Source organism: Streptomyces sp. NPDC086147, from assembly GCF_040702165.1.
Taxonomy (GTDB): Bacteria; Actinomycetota; Actinomycetes; order Streptomycetales; family Streptomycetaceae; genus Streptomyces.
Genome location: NZ_JBFBJO010000015.1, coordinates 126396 through 141401, shown reverse-complemented (window position 1 = coordinate 141401; position 15006 = coordinate 126396). Strand labels below are relative to the sequence as shown.

At 74.4% G+C, this 15006-nt stretch carries 12 protein-coding genes; 5 read left to right on the top strand and 7 right to left on the bottom strand.

Going from position 1 to position 15006, the window contains the following annotated elements; translation table 11 throughout:
- Positions 1–313 precede the first annotated feature (313 nt).
- Entirely contained in the window at positions 314–1579 is a 1266-nt protein-coding gene (locus tag AB0398_RS26675) for an MFS transporter (RefSeq protein WP_366378155.1), read from the top strand.
- A complete protein-coding gene (locus tag AB0398_RS26670; protein ID WP_366378154.1) occupies positions 1518–2858 on the top strand; it encodes a D-arabinono-1,4-lactone oxidase in 1341 nt (446 codons plus the stop codon). The genes AB0398_RS26675 and AB0398_RS26670 overlap by 62 nt, the downstream gene beginning before the upstream one ends.
- Before the next feature lie 94 nt (positions 2859–2952).
- Here the strand turns inward: AB0398_RS26670 and AB0398_RS26665 are convergent, their stop codons facing one another.
- Positions 2953–4005: a hypothetical protein gene (locus AB0398_RS26665; RefSeq protein WP_366378153.1), complete on the bottom strand. Its 1053-nt coding sequence runs from the start codon at positions 4003–4005 to the stop codon at positions 2953–2955.
- Positions 4006–4435: 430 nt separating this feature from the next.
- Between AB0398_RS26665 and sepH the strand changes: the two genes are divergently transcribed.
- Complete coding sequence (sepH, locus tag AB0398_RS26660) at positions 4436–5491, top strand: septation protein SepH (protein ID WP_366378152.1); 1056 nt, start codon at positions 4436–4438, stop codon at positions 5489–5491.
- 270 nt (positions 5492–5761) lie between these two features.
- On the opposite strand, the gene AB0398_RS26655 is transcribed toward sepH, so the two are convergent.
- Positions 5762–6589, bottom strand: a complete 828-nt coding sequence (locus AB0398_RS26655) for a sulfurtransferase (protein WP_366378151.1) — start codon at positions 6587–6589, stop codon at positions 5762–5764.
- A gap of 162 nt (positions 6590–6751) precedes the next feature.
- On the opposite strand from AB0398_RS26655, the gene AB0398_RS26650 reads away from it, so the two are divergent.
- The gene (locus tag AB0398_RS26650; RefSeq protein ID WP_366378150.1) at positions 6752–7522 is read left to right on the top strand and encodes a VOC family protein; all 771 of its coding nucleotides are present in this window, start codon (positions 6752–6754) and stop codon (positions 7520–7522) included.
- A 21-nt stretch (positions 7523–7543) separates the two neighbouring features.
- Here the strand turns inward: AB0398_RS26650 and AB0398_RS26645 are convergent, their stop codons facing one another.
- The 4 genes from AB0398_RS26645 to AB0398_RS26630 all read right to left on the bottom strand — a co-directional run bounded on the left by AB0398_RS26645 (position 7544) and on the right by AB0398_RS26630 (position 13367).
- Positions 7544–8914, bottom strand: coding sequence for a polysialyltransferase family glycosyltransferase (locus AB0398_RS26645; protein WP_366378149.1), 1371 nt, complete (start codon positions 8912–8914; stop codon positions 7544–7546).
- 3 nt (positions 8915–8917) lie between these two features.
- Positions 8918–9883, bottom strand: a complete 966-nt coding sequence (locus tag AB0398_RS26640) for a glycosyltransferase family 2 protein (protein WP_366378148.1) — start codon at positions 9881–9883, stop codon at positions 8918–8920.
- 139 nt (positions 9884–10022) lie between these two features.
- Positions 10023–12590: a YfhO family protein gene (locus AB0398_RS26635; RefSeq protein ID WP_366378147.1), complete on the bottom strand. Its 2568-nt coding sequence runs from the start codon at positions 12588–12590 to the stop codon at positions 10023–10025.
- Positions 12591–12749: 159 nt separating this feature from the next.
- Positions 12750–13367, bottom strand: coding sequence for an isochorismatase family protein (locus AB0398_RS26630; RefSeq protein ID WP_366378146.1), 618 nt, complete (start codon positions 13365–13367; stop codon positions 12750–12752).
- Positions 13368–13543: 176 nt separating this feature from the next.
- Here AB0398_RS26630 and AB0398_RS26625 point away from each other — a divergent pair, with 176 nt between their 5' ends.
- Positions 13544–14212: a TetR/AcrR family transcriptional regulator gene (locus AB0398_RS26625; protein WP_366378145.1), complete on the top strand. Its 669-nt coding sequence runs from the start codon at positions 13544–13546 to the stop codon at positions 14210–14212.
- 111 nt (positions 14213–14323) lie between these two features.
- Here AB0398_RS26625 and AB0398_RS26620 read toward each other — a convergent pair whose 3' ends face one another.
- Positions 14324–14974: a thymidine kinase gene (locus AB0398_RS26620; RefSeq protein WP_121828415.1), complete on the bottom strand. Its 651-nt coding sequence runs from the start codon at positions 14972–14974 to the stop codon at positions 14324–14326.
- Positions 14975–15006: the final 32 nt, after the last annotated feature.

The following is a 15006-nucleotide window of genomic DNA, read 5'->3' as shown; positions in this document are numbered from 1 at the left end:
CCAGGAACGGGACCACGTCGTCCGGCCCCTCGGGGCCGCCGAAGGAGAGCAGCAGCAGGGCGTCGTACGGGGCGGGATCGTGCTGATCGGACATGGCACCGATCCTGCCACCCGGCCGACGCGCCGGGGGGCGCGGCCCGGCGGAAGGGGCCGTGGCGGCCGTCGGCGCCGGTCGTCCGAAAAGAGGGATGACCCATTCAGTTCAAAGCCGTAGGCTTTAGCTATTAACTACGCGTGTCCGGCGGTCGCAGGGGCACGTGCCGAGTCGTCGCGCGGAGCCAGCTCCGAAGCACGGAGATTTCCGGAGACCCTCTTGCCCAGTCCCTACCGCGCGATCTTCGCGGCGCCCGGAGCGGCGTCGTTCTCCGTCGCCGGGTTCTTCGGCCGGATGCCCCTGTCCATGATGGGCATCGGCATCGTCACCATGATCTCGCAGGTCACCGGCCGGTACGGCCTGGCCGGCGCGCTCTCGGCGACGCTCGCGATGTCCGCCGCCGTCCTCGGCCCGCTGGTCTCGCGCCTGGTCGACCGGCACGGGCAGCGCCGGGTGCTCAGGCCGGTGACCCTGGTGTCCCTCGCCGCGGGCGCAGGACTCCTGGTCTGCGTGCAGCAGGAGGCGCCGGACTGGACGCTCTTCGTGTTCACCGCCGTGATCGGCTGCGTGCCGAGCGTCGGCGCGATGATCCGGGCCCGCTGGGCGGAGATCTACCGGGGCGAGGGGCGGAGCCTGCACACGGCGTACTCCTGGGAGTCGATCGTCGACGAGGTGTGCTTCATCTTCGGCCCGATCATCTCCATCGGCCTGTCGACGACCTGGTTCCCCGAGGCCGGTCCGCTGCTCGCCGGGGTGTTCCTCGCGATCGGCGTCTTCTGGCTGACCGCGCAGCGCTCCACGGAGCCCCGGCCGCACCCCCGGCGGAGCGGCGAGCGGAACGCCTCCCTGCTCCGCTCCCCCGGTCTGCGGGTCCTGGTCCTCGCCTTCGTCGCCACCGGCGCGATCTTCGGCTCGGTGGACGTGGTGACCGTGGCCTTCGCCGAGGAGCGGGGGCACAAGGCCGCCGCCAGCCTCGTCCTGGCCGTCTACGCGCTGGGTTCCTGTCTGGCCGGGGCCGTCTTCGGGCTGCTCCACCTCAAGGGCGACCCGTCCCGCAGGTGGCTGCTGGGCGTCTGCGCGATGGCCGTGAGTATGATCCCCCTCCTACTGGCCGGGAACCTGCCGTTGCTGGCCGTGGCGCTCTTCGTCGCGGGCCTCTCCATCGCACCTACGATGGTGACCACGATGGCCCTCGTCGAAGCGCACGTACCGCGCACCAAGCTGACCGAGGGCATGACCTGGACGGGTACGGGTCTCGCGATCGGCGTGGCGCTCGGCTCCTCGGCCGCCGGCTGGGTGGTCGACGCGTCGGGAGCGGAAGCGGGGTACGTGGTGCCCGTCGTCTCGGGCGCGGTCGCGGTCGCGGTGGGTCTTCTCGGACACCGCCGGCTGCGCAGGCCGGCGCCGAACCGGGAGGGGCAGCGTGAGCGGGACGAGGACAGCGGGGCCGGGGAGCGCAGGGGCGGCGAGCGGTCCGTGGCGTAACTGGGCGGGGAACGTCATCTCCCGTCCGGCCCGCGAGGTGAGTCCGGCCTCGGCCGAGGAGCTCGCCGAGGCGGTGCGCCGGGCGGCCGAGGACGGGCTGCGGGTGAAGACGGTCGGCACCGGCCACTCCTTCACCCCGATCGCCGCCACCGACGGCGTGCTGATCCGGCCGGGGCTGCTGACCGGGATCCGGCGGATCGACCGCGAGGCGATGACCGTGACGGTCGAGTCGGGGACCTCGCTGAAGCGGCTCAACGTGGCGCTGGCCCGGGAGGGCCTGTCGCTCACGAACATGGGCGACATCATGGAGCAGACCGTCGCCGGGGCCGTCTCCACCGGTACGCACGGCACGGGCCGCGAGTCGGCGTCGGTAGCGGCGCAGATCCGCGCCCTCGAACTGGTGACGGCCGACGGACAGCTGCTGACCTGTTCGGAGAAGGAGAACCCGGAGGTCTTCGCGGCCGCCCGGATCGGGCTCGGCGCGCTCGGCGTGGTCACCGCGATCACCTTCGCGGTGGAGCCGGTCTTCCTGCTCACCGCGCGCGAGGAGCCGATGAGCTTCGACCGGGTCACCTCGGAGTTCGACGCGCTGCACGCGGAGAACGAGCACTTCGAGTTCTACTGGTTCCCCCACACGGACAACTGCAACACCAAGCGCAACAACCGCAGCGCGGGCCCGGCCGCCCCTCCCGGACGGATCAGCGGCTGGGTGGAGGACGAGCTCCTCTCGAACGGGGTCTTCCAGCTCGCCTGTTCCCTGGGCAAGGCGGTGCCGCCGGTCGTCCCCGCGCTCGCCAAGGTCTCCAGCCGGGCCCTGTCGGCCCGTACGTACACCGACATCCCGTACAAGGTCTTCACCTCGCCGCGCCGGGTGCGCTTCGTGGAGATGGAGTACGCGCTGCCGCGCGAGGCGGCGGTCGCCGCGCTGCGCGAGGTCAAGGCGATGGTCGAGCGGTCGCCGCTCAAGGTGAGCTTCCCGGTGGAGGTGCGCACGGCCCCGGCGGACGACATCACGCTGTCCACGGCCTCGGGCCGGGAGACCGCCTACATCGCCGTGCACCTCTACCGGGGAACGCCCCACCGGGCGTACTTCACCGCGGTGGAGCGCATCATGACGGCGCACGGGGGCCGCCCCCACTGGGGCAAGCTGCACACCCGCGACGCCGCCTACCTCTCCGAGGTCTATCCGCGCTTCGCCGAGTTCACGGCGCTGCGCGACCGGCTCGACCCGGACCGGCTCTTCGCCAACGACCACCTGCGTCGGATCCTGGGCGACTGAGAGCGCCCCACGGAGCACGAAACGGCCGCCACGCGGGTGCGTGGCGGCCGTTTCGTCGTCCAGGTCGGCCGTTCGACCTCGTCGTCCGGTTCCGTCATCCGTCTCCGGGCTCCGGGCCGGTCCCGGCGTCGGGTCCCGCCGGGGCCGGGGCCGACGGGGCGGAAGAGCCCCCGGTCGGTCCCGTGCCGGTGGACGGCTCCCGGGTCGGGGCGGTCGGCGCGGTGGTGGGGCCGGTCGGGCCCGGCGAGGGCGTCGTCCCGCCGTCGGTGGGGGCGGAGGGGGTCGGCTCGGCCGACGGGCTCCCGGTCCCGGTCCGCCCGGTGTCCGGCTGTCCGGAGCTCCGGCCGTCCGGGCTCGGGGTGGCTCCCGTTCCCGACGGGGAGGGGGCGCCGTCCCCGGGGCCTCCGGGGCCGTCGGAGGAGCCGGAGGGCGCGGGGGTGGTCTCCCCGCCCGGGCCCGGCGCGTCCTGTCCGCCGCCCCCGCCGCCGCGGACGACCGAGCCGAAGGTGGTGGTCCCCTGCCGGCCGCCGAAGTCCTCCCCGGCGACCAGCTCGTAGGCGGTGATGCCGCCCATGGTGACGCCGAAGACCAGGGCGGCGGCGATCGCCGGGCGCCTCCAGCCCCGGACCCGGGTGCCGTGGGTGGTCGCCTCGCCGAACTCCTCCCGTTCCGGGAGGGGCGGCGGGACCGTGGCGAGCAGCAGCGTGGGATCGTCCAGGCGGGGCGGGACCCCGGGCGCGGACCCGACCACGGGCCCGGCCAGGGTTCCGGACACGGTCCGGGCCGACCCGGCACGGGCCGCGAGCGGGAGCCGGCGGGGCCTCGGCCGGGCGGCGGTCGCGTCGCGGACCTGCTCGCCGGTGCGCCGGAAGACGTACTGGAAGAAGGGGCCGCCGCAGGTGGCGATGACGCTGATCACACCGGCGCCGATGATCGTGCCGTACACCCCGAGGGTCGAGGCGAGCTTGGCGGCGATGACCGCGGCCAGGGCGCTGCCCGAGACCTGGGCCACGCTCAGGTCGATTCTTCTCCTGTCGCTCTCCTCGTCCTTCTCCCCCGTCTTTCCGCGCTCCTCCGCCTCCGCCTCCTTCGGCTCGTCCGTGTCGGTCTCCGGCCTGTGGCGCATCTCCAACCCCTGCTGGCTCATCCGAGTGCCTTGCACCCAGAAGGGACAAATAGGGGAAGTGAATAGTTCCGTTTCCACTGTTTCTGTGAAGAGCGACACGTGCGGGGGAAGATCGCGGAGACTCAACTCCCGTGCCGTCCGAGAAGTTGAGCGGCGCGCCGGTCCACCCAGGTGGCCCGAATGGAGTACATTGACGAAACCTGGGTCCGGACGCCCTCACGGGTGCCCGGGAGCACGGGAAGAGGACCGGAGACGGCACTCGAACCGGTGGCGCTCGGCATCGCGCGGGAACCGGCTGCACAGAGTGACCGCCAGTCACTCCGCGTAGCGAACAGGTAACCGTGCCATAACGGCGCTCCAGGGTCCACGCCCGACACGCGGGCAACTCGGCAAGGTAGTGGCAGGCTGCACCCGGGCAGGCCACACTCGACTAGCGGAAGCAGCGACGCACGTGACGTCGGCAGGCACCACCCGGGAGGTCCCCATGCCCGAACTGCGTGTCGTGGCCGTCTCCAACGACGGCACACGACTGGTGCTGAAGGCTGCTGACAGCACGGAGTACACACTTCCGATCGACGAGCGGCTCCGCGCCGCCGTGCGCAACGACCGCGCGCGCCTCGGCCAGATCGAGATCGAGGTGGAGAGCCACCTCCGCCCCCGCGACATCCAGGCCCGCATAAGGGCCGGTGCCTCCGCGGAGGAGGTCGCCCAGCTCGCCGGCATCCCCGTCGACCGCGTCCGCCGCTTCGAGGGCCCCGTGCTCGCGGAGCGCGCCTTCATGGCGGAGCGGGCCCGCAAGACCCCGGTCCGCAGGCCCGGGGAGAACAGCGGCCCCCAGCTCGGCGAGGCGGTGCAGGAGCGGCTGCTGCTGCGCGGCGCCGAGAAGGACACCGTGCAGTGGGACTCCTGGCGGCGGGACGACGGCACCTGGGAGGTGCTGCTCGTCTACCGCGTCGCGGGCGAGGTCCACACCGCGAGCTGGACGTACGACCCGCCCCGGCGGCTCGTCCAGGCCGTGGACGACGAGGCGCGGGCCCTGATCGGCGAGACGGACGACACGATCGCCGCCGCGCCGGAGCCCAGCTTCCCGTTCGTGCCGCGCATCGCCCGGCTGCCCCGGGACCGGCCGCTCGACCGCGCCCTGGACCGCCAGCTGGAGCGGGCCCCCGCGCCGCCGCCCGAGGCGGAGGACGAGCGGGACTCCCTGACCAGCCTCCTGGAGGCCGTACCGAGCTTCCGGGGCGACATGGTCGTGCCCGAGCAGCCCGACTCCGAGCCCTCGGACGAGCCCGAGGCGGAGGAGCCGCCGGCCCCGGCCGCCTCGGCGGGCGCGGGCGCCGCGTACGCCGACGTCCTCATGCCCCGCGCGGTCTCGGGCCACCGCGACCGCCTCACCGGCACCACGGACCGCCAGGCCGAGGCGGACGGCGTCCGCCCGGGGCGGCGCGCGGCGGTACCGAGCTGGGACGAGATCGTCTTCGGCACACGGAGGAAGAAGCAGGACTGACCTCCCTCCGTACGGAAGTGTCCGTACGGAGGTGCGGGAGCACGGAGCTGTACGGAAGTACCGGGCTGTACGGAAGGGGCCCGCGCCGGTGTGGCGCGGGCCCCTTCCGTGTGCGCACGCGCGGTTGAGCGCCGGTGGACCGGGCCACGCGGGTGCGTGCGGGTGTCTGTTTGAGCGACGGCGACCGGGTCACGCGCGTGCGGGTGTGTGTTTGAGCGCCGGTCGACCGGGCCACGCGCGTGCGTGCGGCCCGGTCGCCGTCGGTGCGCGTTACTCCGGGTCCGGGCCCGTGGCCACCGGGCGGGACGGGTCGGCGGACCACTCCGACCAGGAGCCCGCGTAGAGGGAGGCCGGGATGCCCGCGATCTCCAGGGCGAGGACCTCGTGGGCGCCGGAGACGCCGGAGCCGCAGTAGACCGCGACCGGGGTCCCCTCGGCCGCGCCCAGGGCCGCGAACCGGTCCCGCAGGGCGTCGGCCGCCAGGAAGAGCCCCTCGGCGTCGACGTTCCCGGTCGTCGGGGCCGAGACCGCGCCCGGGATGTGCCCGCCGACGCGGTCGATCGGCTCCACGTCCCCGCGGTAGCGCTCGGCCGCCCGGGCGTCCAGGAGCAGCCCCGAGCGGGCGAACGCCGCCGCCCCGTCGGCGTCGAGCAGGCCGAGGGCGCCCGGCCGCGCCCGGAAGTCGCCCGGCTCGGGCGCCGGGACCTTCTCCGTCAGCTCGCCCGTCCAGGCCGCGAGGCCCCCGTCCAGGACCCGCACGTCCGGGTGGCCCGCCCACCGGAGCAGCCACCAGGCGCGGGCGGCGCCCCAGCCGGAGCCGCCGTCGTAGGCGACGACCGGCCGGTCCGCCGAGACGCCCGCGCGGCGCATCGCGGCGCCGAAGGCCTCCGGGTCGGGCAGCGGGTGGCGGCCGCCGCTCCCGGGCGGTCCCGCGAGTTCCGTGTCCAGGTCGACGTAGACCGCTCCGGGCAGGTGACCGGCCTCGTAGGCGGGCCGTCCGGGCGGGCCGCCGAGCGCCCAGCGGACGTCCAGGAGGACCGGCGGCCGGACTCCGGCCGACTCGCTCAGCAGTTCGCTTGCGGAGATGATGGGCTTCATGGATGCCATACTCGCGCAGCCGCACGGCCGCGCGGGACGGACCCGGCGTCTTCCCCGCGGGAGCGCGCCGCGACGCGGTGCGTCCGGGGCGCACCGCGCCACCACCGGTTTCACCGCCGGAAGGGGGCACGGCCACGACGATGGTCCGAGGAGAGGGTGACGATGACCGAGGCGACTCGGCACCCACCCGGCACACCCTGTTGGGTGAGCCTGATGGTGCACGGGCTTGACGCCACGCAGGAGTTCTACCAAGCGCTTTTCGGCTGGGAGTTCGTACCCGGTCCCGAGCAGCTCGGGCCGTACGTCCGCGCCCTGCTCGGCGGCAAGGAGGTGGCGGGCATCGGCCGGCTGCCGGTCGACCGGCACCTGCGCATCGCCTGGACCCCCTATCTGGCCACCGGGGACGCCGACGAGACCGCCGAGGGCGTCCGGGGCTGCGGCGGGACCGTCGCGGTGGGCCCGCTGGACGCGGGCGAGGCGGGCCGCATGGCGATCTGCTCCGACCCGACCGGCGCGGTCTTCGGCGTCTGGCAGGCGAAGGCGCACCACGGCACGGCGACGGCGGGGCCGCCGGGGACCCCGGTCTGGAACGAGCTGCTCACGTACGAGTCGTCGATCGGCAAGTTCTACCGGACGGTCTTCGGTTTCGAGCTGGAGCCGGCCGACTCGCCCGGGAACGACTACGCGACGCTCTTCGTGGACGGGGCCCCCGTGGCCTCCCTGCACGGCGTCGGCGACGCGTTGCCCCGGGACCGGGGCCCGCACTGGATGACGTACTTCGAGGTGGCCGACGTGGACGCGGCCGCCCGGCTCGTCGTGGAGCTCGGCGGCCGGGTCCTGTCCCCGCCGCGCGACGGCACGGCGGGGCGGCTGGCCGTGGTGGCGGACCCGGAGGGCGCGGTCTTCACCCTGGTCAGGTCGGTCGGGCGCTGACCGGACGGCCGGCGCGGCCGATCAGCCGCGGCGGCCGCGCGCGAGGCTCCGGCGCAGCCGGGACGCGGCGCCCGGGGCCGGTCCGGCCGCCCCGCCCGGCAGGCCGAGCAGGGTCAGCCGTTCGGCGTCGAAGTGGTGCGCGGTGCCGGGGGCGTCGTGGTGGGCGGCCAGGAAGCGGGTGGCCTCCTCCCGGAGGCCGGGGTGGCTCCCGTGCCGCATGCAGTAGCCGACGGCCCGGACCAGGGGCGTGAGCGAGGCGGGGGCCGGGCCGGGGACGGCGGGCTCCTCGCCCCGCTCCAGGTCCGCGACGAGGTGGTCGACGACGGTGAGCGGGATGCGGTTGCTGTTCTCGAAGGGGGTGAGCCGTGCGAGGACCTCGGCCGTGCCCACGCGCGCGACGGGCACGTCGTAGTAGACGGCGGCGGTGAGCATCGCCGTGGAGAAGCAGCCGACGACCAGCCGGGGCCGGCACCGCTCGTAGAAGGTCTCGGCGAGCAGCGGCCCGTCGAGGACGGTGAGGCGCACGCCGGTCCGTTCCGCCTCCTCGTCGAGGGCCCGGGAGTAGCGGGCGGGGGCGCTCGGGTGCGGCTTGAAGACGATCGAGCGGTGTCCGGCGGCGGCCGCCCCGCGCAGCATCCGCACGTGCAGCTCCTCTTCCTCCTCGGCGGTGAGGAGGTTCAGCGCGGCGAGGTACTGGCCGAGCAGGAGGGCCGTGGGCCCGGCGGCGGCCGCCCGCGCGAGCGCCGGGTCGTCGGCGGCCTCCTCGGCGATCTCGGCGAGGACGGCGCGGAAGGCGTCGTCGGGGACGAGCTCGGGTTCGACGCCGTACTCGCTCAGGAGGAGGGGGCGCAGGCCGGGCACCAGGTCGAGGTGGAGGACCCGCCGGATGCGGCAGGCGATCGACTGCGCGAGGTCGTTGCGGGTGGGGCCGTAGCTCATCAGGCCGTCGGCGTAGACGTGCAGGGAGCTCTCGGGGAAGGCGCCGGCGAGCGCCTTCGCGGGGTTGACCTGGATGGACTCGACGACCAGCTCCACCGGGGCGTCGCCGAGGTCCCAGGCGGTGCGCAGCACGCGCTGCCAGAGCGGGGCCTCCTCGGGGCGGGGGGCCCAGGCGGCGGGGTGGTACGGGTGGATCGTCTCGTTCCAGTCGAGGACGCCGTCGAAGCGGGCGGCGATCCGTGCGTAGCCGGTCATGGTCTCCAGGCGCAGGGCGGTCTCCGGGATCTCGGCGTTGTGCGAGACGAGGAGGAGCCGGCGGGCGTCCGCCCGGGGGCCGAACCGCCCGGCGTCGAGGGCGGCGGCCAGGGTGGCGGCGCCGTAGAGGGTGGACACCTGGAAGATCTGGACGGGGAGGACGCCGGGAGCCTTCTCGGAAGCCGTGTCGGGGGCCATGGGTCAGGCGGTCCTTCCGGTCTCGCGCAGGCTCCGGAGGAGGGTGCCGCGCCGGGTGTCGATGGTGGCGAGGGTCTCGTCGAGGACCCGCTGCGGCATCCGGCGCAGCGCGTCGCCGACGTCGGCGCGCAGCTGCCTGGCGACGGCGGGGTCGTACGTGGCGACCTTGCCCATGTGGAAGGCGATCATCGCGCAGTAGGTGCGGACCGCCTTCGGCAGGAACCGGTCCGCCTCGGCGTCCCGGGAGACCTCGTCGAGCAGGAGGTCGTACGAGGGGATGAAGTCCAGCTGCCGGTTGTCGGTGATCTGGGTGAGTGAGGTGGTGACGCCCCGCCGGTAGAAGACGCCGTGCAGGGAGAGCGCGGCGAACGTGCGGGCCTTGAGGTGGAGCCGCCAGACCCAGAGGCGGTCCTCGGCGGTCCTCAGGGACGTCTCGAAACGGGATTCGCCGTCCGCGAAGAGGCGGCTGCTGTAGATGCCGAAGGGGACGAAGGGGTAGTCCACCATCGTCACCATGCTGGCCGGCGCGATGCCGTCCCTGGGGTCCATCACGGTGTCGCGACGCTTGGCGGGGGCGTAGCGGATCTGGCGCTTCCGGCCCTCCGACAGGACGTGGTCGGTGCGGGCGAAGTCGCAGTCCAGGCGGGAGATCCCGGCGACGGCGGCGCTCAGGTGGCCGGGCGCGTACCAGTCGTCCCCGTCGAGGAAGGTGAGGTAGTCGCCGCGCGCCGCGTCGATCCCGGTGTTGCGCGCCTGGGCGACGCCCCGGTTGGTCTCGTGCCGGATGACGGTGGCGTTCGGCAGGCGGTCGCGCCAGCGGTCGAGGATCTCGGGGGTGTCGTCCGTCGAGCAGTCGTCGACCAGCAGGAACTCGAATGCGGGGTCCGCGTTGTTCGCGAGACTGCGCAGGGTGTCGGGGGCGTAGGCCCCGACGTTGTGGAACGGTACGACGACGGACAGTTTCGGCACTCGGTTTCCCCACACTGGATCGATCTGCTGGACGCCGTGGACGGCGGGTACGGTAACGCTCCGCTTTTCCGGGCGAACGTGCCTCGCGTGCACGCCGGGTGAACTCTTTCCGTCCTCTCGGAGAACCCGGGCCGGCCCTTCACCCACGGGTCCGCCCACGGGTCCGCCCACGGGTCCGCCCACGGGTCCGCCCGCGGTGCGGGAGTCCCGTCGCCACGAGCGCGAGGAGCGCGGCGGCGCCGACGGCGCCGCCCAGTTTGACGCCCGGTGGCCGGAAGGAGCAGTGGACCGTGTCCGTCCGCCCGTCGAGGGGGACGGCGACGAGGCCCTCGTACGCGCGCGCGGGGCGGAGGTCCGCGTCTCCGGCGGCGCACCTCCAGCCGGAGATCCGGGGTACGCCGAGGACGGCGACACCCGTACTGCCCGGCGGGAGCTCGGCGGTGACGGTGTGTCCGGTGGCGTGCACCCGGGTGGCGCCGGTGGCGGTGAGCCGGTCCACGGCGGAGTCGAGCCGGGCGCGGACCAGGCAGCCGACCGGCTGCCGGGGCAGTCGCGCCCTGCCCTCGGGGTCGAGCTCGATCCGTACCTCGCCGGAGTCCGGCACGGTGCCGAGCGCGCCCATGGCCGCGCTGACGGCCGGCGGCCTGCCGTCGAACTTCACGGGCTCCCCGCCGTCGAGGGCCGCCGTGCCCCGGTACTCGGGCGCCCAGAACCAGACGTGGGAGCCGGCCGGGCAGCGGGCGGTGAGGGTGCCGCCGGTGCGGCGGGGCGCGGGCAGCTCGTACACGGAGGCGCCGAGCAGGCGTTCCTGCCGGGCGAAGGCGGAGTCCCCCCGGGGCAGGGCCGGTCGCGGCGACGGGCGGACGGTGACCAGGGGCGGTACGGGGACGGTGGTGGCGGTGACCGCGGCGCGGGGCGGCGCGTCCTTCCGTACCGGCTCGGCGGGGCGCGAGCGGATCCGGGTGCCGACGGAGAACAGGGCGTCGGTGACGGGGTTGTCGAGGGTGACCGGGTGGCGGCCCTTGGCGTAGGAGCCGAAGCCCAGGGAGATCAGGGTCCGGGAGGTCACCTCGGAGGTGAGGCTGCTGTAGTACTCGGCGCCCTGCCCGCCGACGAGCAGGGGGTCGTTGCCGCCGGGGACCTCTCCGGGGTCCGTGCGGTGGCGGGGCCAGGCGTCCGCGCGGGCCGCCTCGCGCGCCGCGGCCTCGTGCCAGGGTCCGGTCCGGGGCGACCAGGCGACCTTGTCGCGCTGCCGCTCCTCGATCCGCTTCCCGGTGACGGCCGCCTCGCCCGCCTGGGCGGCGACGAGCAGGACCACGGCGAGGAGGGGCAGGGCGCGGGCGGCGCCTGCGAGGTTCTCACGGGCGGCCACCAGGGCGAGGAGGGCGGCGACAAGCGCCAGGAGCGCGGCCGCGCCGAAGGCGGGGAAGGTCCACCGGTCGATGTCGGCGCTCCCCCGGGCCGCCCACGCGAGGGCGCCGAGCAGGGCGCCGCCCGCGAGGAGCGCGGCCGGCCGGGGCACTCCCCCGGCGACCGAGAACCAGGCCGCGACCAGGAGCAGGCCGCACAGGACGAAGGCCTGGCGGTACGGGACGCCGTTGGGCGAGGCCCCCGCGTGCCAGAGGAGATGGGTGGGCTCCCACTGGAGGGAGAGCGCCACCAGGACGACGGCGGCCGTCAGGGCGGCCCGGACGTGCGGGGCGACGGCCCGGTTGAAGGGCAGGGTCAGGGCCAGGAGCAGGGCGGGCGTGCCGATGAAGAGGGCGGGGCTCGACGTGCTCGCGGTGGCGGGCAGGAACCGGGCGAGGACGTCCGTCCAGGCCGCGGGGGCGAAGGTGACCTCCGGGGTGGGGTCGGCGGTCTTCGTGCCGAGGAAGACGACCACGACGAGCGGTGCGGCGAGTCCGACGCCGATGAGGACGCCCCGGGTGGCGCGCAGCGCCCCGGCGAGGCGCTGCCGGAGGGTGGCGGTCTCCTCGGCGGTGAGCAGCCGGACGGCGAGGACGACGGCCGCGCCGAGGGTCGCCATGTACGCGGTGTAGAAGTTGGCGGTCCAGGCGAGGGCGACGACGAGCGGCCCGAGGACGGGACGGCGGGCGGTGCGGGCCCACTCGCCGACCAGGCAGAGCAGCGGGAAGGCGACGAGTCCGTCGAGCCACATCGGGACGGTGGAGCCGAAGTTGAAGGTCCAGCCCGAGAGGGCGTACGCGGTGCCGAGCAGGGCGGCGACCGGCCAGGGCCCGGGACGCAGCCGCAGGAGCAGGGCCGCCATGGCGGCTCCGGCGGCGGTGATCTTGACGGCGGTGACGACGTACAGCGCGAGTTCGATCCGGTCCGCCGGGAAGAACACGACGAGCAGGTCGACGGGGCTGCTCAGGTAGGTGCCGATGTCGCCGAGGAAGTTGGAGCCGAAGCCGGAGTTCCAGTTGAGGAAGGCGTCGCCGTGCGTCTCGCCGAGGAGGAAGGAGCGCCAGTAGGCGTGGTACGGCAGGTACTGCTGGCCCAGGTCGACGATGTTCCTGGTCACCGGGCCGAAGGGGTGGCTGCGGGAGAGCGCGGTGGCGAGGCAGAACAGCACGGCGGTGAGCAGGGCGGCGGCGCCCGCGGCCCGCGCTCCCCGGGCCGGGGCCCCGGCCCGGGGCCCGGGGCCCGCGTCCTCCTCGCCCTCGACCTCGTGGAGCACGGTCTCGGCGGCGGCGGGGGGCACACGTCCTCCAGGGGTCGTACGGCGCGGGACGCCCGGAGGTGGGGTCGTCACGCACGGGCCGGACGCCATTACCGCCGAGGCGGGCGACCCGCAATCGATCGGCGGGAGATGTCCGGGCACACCCCGGGTGAACTCCCGGTGCCGTACGCCCCGGACGGATCAGGCGACCGGCACCGGGTCCACGAGTTCGTCGACCGTGCGGACCACGGTGCCGAACAGGTCGGAGACCGTCGTCAGGCTCGCGGCCGCGAGCGCGGCCGACGGCAGGACGGTGCCGTCCGGCGCCTCCAGGGGGCGGGTGGCGGTGGCCTCGGCGACGACGGTCGGGCGGTGGCCGAGCTTGAAGGCGCCCTGGGCGGTGAACAGGACGCACATGTGGGTCATGAACCCGGCGAGGACCAGGTCGCCGGTGGCGCCGAGGTCCTTCAGGACCTCTTCGAGCTCCGTGGCGTGGAAAGCGTCGGGGAACCGCTTGACCACCACCCTCTCGCCCTCGATCGGGGCGACCTCGTCGCCGAGGGAGCCGATCTCGGCCCGGATGTCGTACGGGGTGCCCTCGCCGCCGTCGTTGACGACGTGGACGACCGGCGCCCCCGCGGCGCGGGCGGCCGCGAGCAGCCGGGCGCCGGCGGCCACGGCCTCCTCGGCCCCGTCGAGCCGCATGACGCCGGTGCGGTAGGTGTTCTGGAAGTCGATCATGATCAGGACCGACTCGCTCAGACGCGGCGGCTCCTGGGGGAGGCCGATCACCTGGCGCAGGGTGGTGGACGCGGTCATGGCGGTTCCTTCCGGTCGGGCGGGGCGGGACGGCTCCGAGGGGCCGCCCGCGAACGTTTGCAACGCTAACACAACAAGTAATCACTGATTACAAAGCCGCAGACACCGCTACGGCACCACCGCCCGCCCCAGGGATCCGCCCAGGTCCGACCCGTTAGCGCTGCTACCGTGGGGGCATGTCGACGGCCCGAGAGCGCATCCTGGAAGCCACCGAGGAACTGCTCGCCACCAAGGACGCCCCGGCGATCTCGACCCGGGCCATCTGCGACCGGGCGAAGGTCGGCATGCCCGAGATCTACCGCCAGTTCGGCGACAAGCAGGGGCTGCTCACGGCGGTGGCCGACCTCGGCTTCGCGCGCTTCCTCGCCGAGAAGAGGCGCAACCCGCTCACCGACGACCCGGTGGCGGACCTGCGCACGGCCTGGGACAGCCACGTCGCGTTCGCGCTGCGCAATCCGCACCTCTACCGCCTGATGTTCGCGCCGGCGGGCGACGCGAAGCCGCAGGCCGTCAAGGAGGCCCAGGCGATCCTGCTGAAGGCCGTCGAACGCTGCCGCGAGGCCGGCCGCCTGCGCATGCCCCCCGAACTGGCCGGCCGGTCGATCCTCTCCGCCAACGTGGGCGTGTGCGTGACGGCCCTCTCCTTCCCCGACCTCTTCGGGGACCTCGACGCCTCGCGCGCGGTACGGGACGCGGTGATCGACCGGGTCACCGGCGACGAGCGGGAGGACACCCGCATCGGCACCGCGACGGTCCTGGCCCAGGCCCTGCTGGGAACGCTGACGGGGACGGCGCCCGTGAACGGTGCCGTGCTCGACGAGTTGACGGCGCCTCCGGCGGAATGAATCGTCCGCGAGGCGGCGGGCAGCGGCAACGGGACGTGCTCGTCGCCGCGCGGAGGGCGGGCCGTACCGGAGCCGGGCGCACCTCCTCCGACCGGCCGGACCGGAGACGCGTCAGGCGTGGTTGACCGGCAGGACGTCCGGGGACAGGGCGCCCGCGTGCGCCGAGGCCGCGGTCATCCGCTTGCGGTGGTGGCGGCGGCAGAGGACCTCGTAACCGATCTCCTCCGCCGGGCGGTTCACGTCGCCGACCACGACCTGCTCGCCCTCGACGACCATCTCCCCGCCCACCGTACGGGCGTTGTGGGTGGCCCGGGCGCCGCACCAGCACAGGGCCTCGACCTGGAGCTGTTCTATGCGGTCCGCCAGCTCGATCAGCCGCTGCGAGCCGGGGAAGAGCTTCGTGCGGAAGTCGGTGGTGATGCCGAAGGCGAAGACGTCGAGACCGAGGTCGTCGACGATGCGGGCGAGCTGGTCGATCTGCTCGGGGGCGAGGAACTGCGCCTCGTCCACGATCACGTAGTCGGCCTTGCCGCCCTGGGAGAGCTGGCCGACGAGGTACGCGTACACGTCCATGCCCCGCGGCGCCTCGACCGCCTCCGTGACCAGGCCGAGCCGGGAGGACAGCTTGCCCTCGCCCGCCCGGTCGTCACGGGTGAAGATCACGCCCTGGAGGCCGCGCGCGTCGCGGTTGTGGGCGATCTGGAGCGCCAGGGTGCTCTTCCCGCAGTCCATGGTTCCGGAGAAGAAGACCAGCTCGGGCATGACGGGGCGGGGACCTTTCGGGGCGTGGAGAA